Annotated in this window: 2 protein-coding genes; one reads left to right on the top strand and one right to left on the bottom strand. The window is 41.5% G+C overall.

Annotated features, from left to right (window positions below; genetic code table 11):
• Nucleotides 1–276 precede the first annotated feature (276 nt).
• Nucleotides 277–528 (top strand): hypothetical protein, encoded by a 252-nt coding sequence (locus AC3WU2_RS30590; RefSeq protein ID WP_492458604.1) that lies wholly within the window; start codon nucleotides 277–279, stop codon nucleotides 526–528.
• A gap of 515 nt (nucleotides 529–1043) precedes the next feature.
• Here the strand turns inward: AC3WU2_RS30590 and AC3WU2_RS30585 are convergent.
• The gene (locus tag AC3WU2_RS30585) at nucleotides 1044–1883 is read right to left on the bottom strand and encodes an NAD-dependent epimerase/dehydratase family protein (RefSeq protein WP_492458603.1); all 840 of its coding nucleotides are present in this window, start codon (nucleotides 1881–1883) and stop codon (nucleotides 1044–1046) included.
• Between the last annotated feature and the right edge of the window lie 342 nt (nucleotides 1884–2225).

Genomic DNA, 2225 nt, shown 5'->3' with positions numbered 1-2225 from the left:
CGGTGAAACTAAAACTGCCAGATAATAATAAAATGGAATTCTGTACGACAACTCCACAATCCTGACAGTTAGCGCAACGAGGCTGCCGATCTATGCCTACAGCCTCGTTTTAGTTATTTAATAAGCTAAAGTGTCCAGTTAGTTGAACAACTGTTGATTCATTTGATAAAATCCTTTACCCAGCGGTATAGAAGTTAATTTTAATCTCAAATAAACGCTCGTCCAATCAGTGCAACATATTGGACATACTATATAAAACAAGGAGGTGATAAATAGATGAAAAACACCAACAAAAAACATGTGCGGACAAGCTCAAACAAAAATATGAATAATAAAGCTAAACAAAAAAACATGAAATCAGTACGCACAAAATGTTTTTCTTGCGGTTTTGACCGTTCTGACCGTTTTGACCGTTTTGATCGTTTTGATCGTTTTGATCGTTTTGACCGTCGTGACCGTCGTGACCGTCGTGACCGTCGTGACCGTTTTGACGGTTTCGAGCCATTCTTTTTTCCATTCTTCCTCTAAAACAATAAGCTCTTGAACTTCATCCTAAAAAAAACGAACTTTCTGATCGGGAACCAAATTTTGCACATAATTGTAGCGTAATCCAGCAAGGTTCTGTAGATCAAAGCTCAGGCGTACGATGCTTGGGCTTTTTTTGTCTATGAATTTATAGACGATGAAACATGCCCTACGATAGAAGGTAACAAGGAATGGGGAAACGCATCTGACGATACTACGCAATCCTGCCCGTTAGCGCAACGCGGCTGCCGATCCATGCCGGCAGCCGCGTTTTAGTTATTTTATTAAGCTATAGTGTCCCGTTAGCGTAACTCCTCTTAGGAATGGAATAATGGATTCTTAATTCTTGCGTCTTTTGTTTTCCCCATGTCGCATGCGATTTCGACCCCTCACTTTTTGGAAAAATAAAGATATACAGGCAACGTAATCAATAGAAACCCTGTAATCTCTCCCGATATAGGGTTTGCTATAAACAGTGGAATCAAAAACGGTTTTACCAGATGCGTCTTTCCTAGTTGTTAGGGACGGCGCGTTGATCTGCGAGGTTCGTAGCCGAATTCCGCGATGAAATCATCTATGGCATACAAGGGGTTATAATCATTACCTGGAAGTTTGTAATAATCCAGATAATAATCGTCTCCCAATATAGCAGTGAGAATTTCCCGCGCGGGTATCGTACTGCTGATATCTGGTCCTACCAGGTTAAAGTTTCTTACACCTGATTTGATTGGTGCATTCACGACCCTGACAATTCCCTCAACGACATCACTTGCATACACATGTCCTAAGGCGATAAACGGAACAGACATCCTATTATCCTTCTCAACCAAGGGCGGTACCCAATCCTCGTTCGCTACCGCGCCAAAGCGTAAATTGATAAAATCCGTGTCCGAATTTACACGATGAAAATAACGGGTCAATTCCTCCACTAAGGCTTTGCTTAACCCATACGCATCTGTTGCCAGACAAGGATGATTAGCTTGGATCGGTAGCTTAAGCGGAATAAAATCATCGTTCAAGGCGCCTACAGCTGCAATCGAGCTGGCCGTCACGAATTTTTTACAACCGCGATCGAGCAAGTACCGGTAAAGTCTTCTTGTACCCAGTACATTGACAGCAAGACCATCCTCTTCGGTGCAACCGCCGGTAACGGCAGCTAGGTGAATAACCGCATCGATTTCATAAGGATTCAAACCGTGCAAATCTTCCAAACAGTCAAACGAACCTTGAACATACGCTGCATCTTTGTTAAAAGGATGACCCGATCGCGACATACAAATAACGTTATGATTTTTTGTCAAGACATTAACCAAATTCTTTCCGATAAATCCGCTTGCGCCCGTAATAAGTATATTCATCGTACTGCCTCCCATTTAATAATTGCTGCACCATATTGATAAGTATGGCGATTTCTACGCGATTAATCAATTGGTTTTGTGCTTCATTGTCATGGAGCAACTCTAAGTTCTTGGGTACACTCCATTGTATCCTCAATATAGTTCACTAACTTTAACTTTTTTAAATTCTATCATATTTGTGCGAGTTGAATTAAACTAATCTGCCCGTTACTAGAGTAAAGGGCTGAGTTTTTTTTCAGCCCCTCCTCATCAAACCGTACGTGAAGTTTTCCCTCATACGGCTTTCCGATGTTCTTCTTTCACGCGCATGCAGATTACAATAACGTTTTAAGTCCACATTGC

Source organism: Paenibacillus sp. EB106-05-06-XG162, assembly GCF_058791655.1.
This window is presented reverse-complemented; position numbering and strand designations above follow the sequence as displayed.

Bases quoted from the DNA above. Each gene is read 5' to 3' on its own strand.
- AC3WU2_RS30585 (WP_492458603.1), bottom strand. From the start codon at position 1,883: ATGAATATACTTATTACGGGCGCAAGCGGATTTATCGGAAAGAATTTG.
- AC3WU2_RS30590 (WP_492458604.1), top strand. From the start codon at position 277: ATGAAAAACACCAACAAAAAACATGTGCGGACAAGCTCAAACAAAAAT.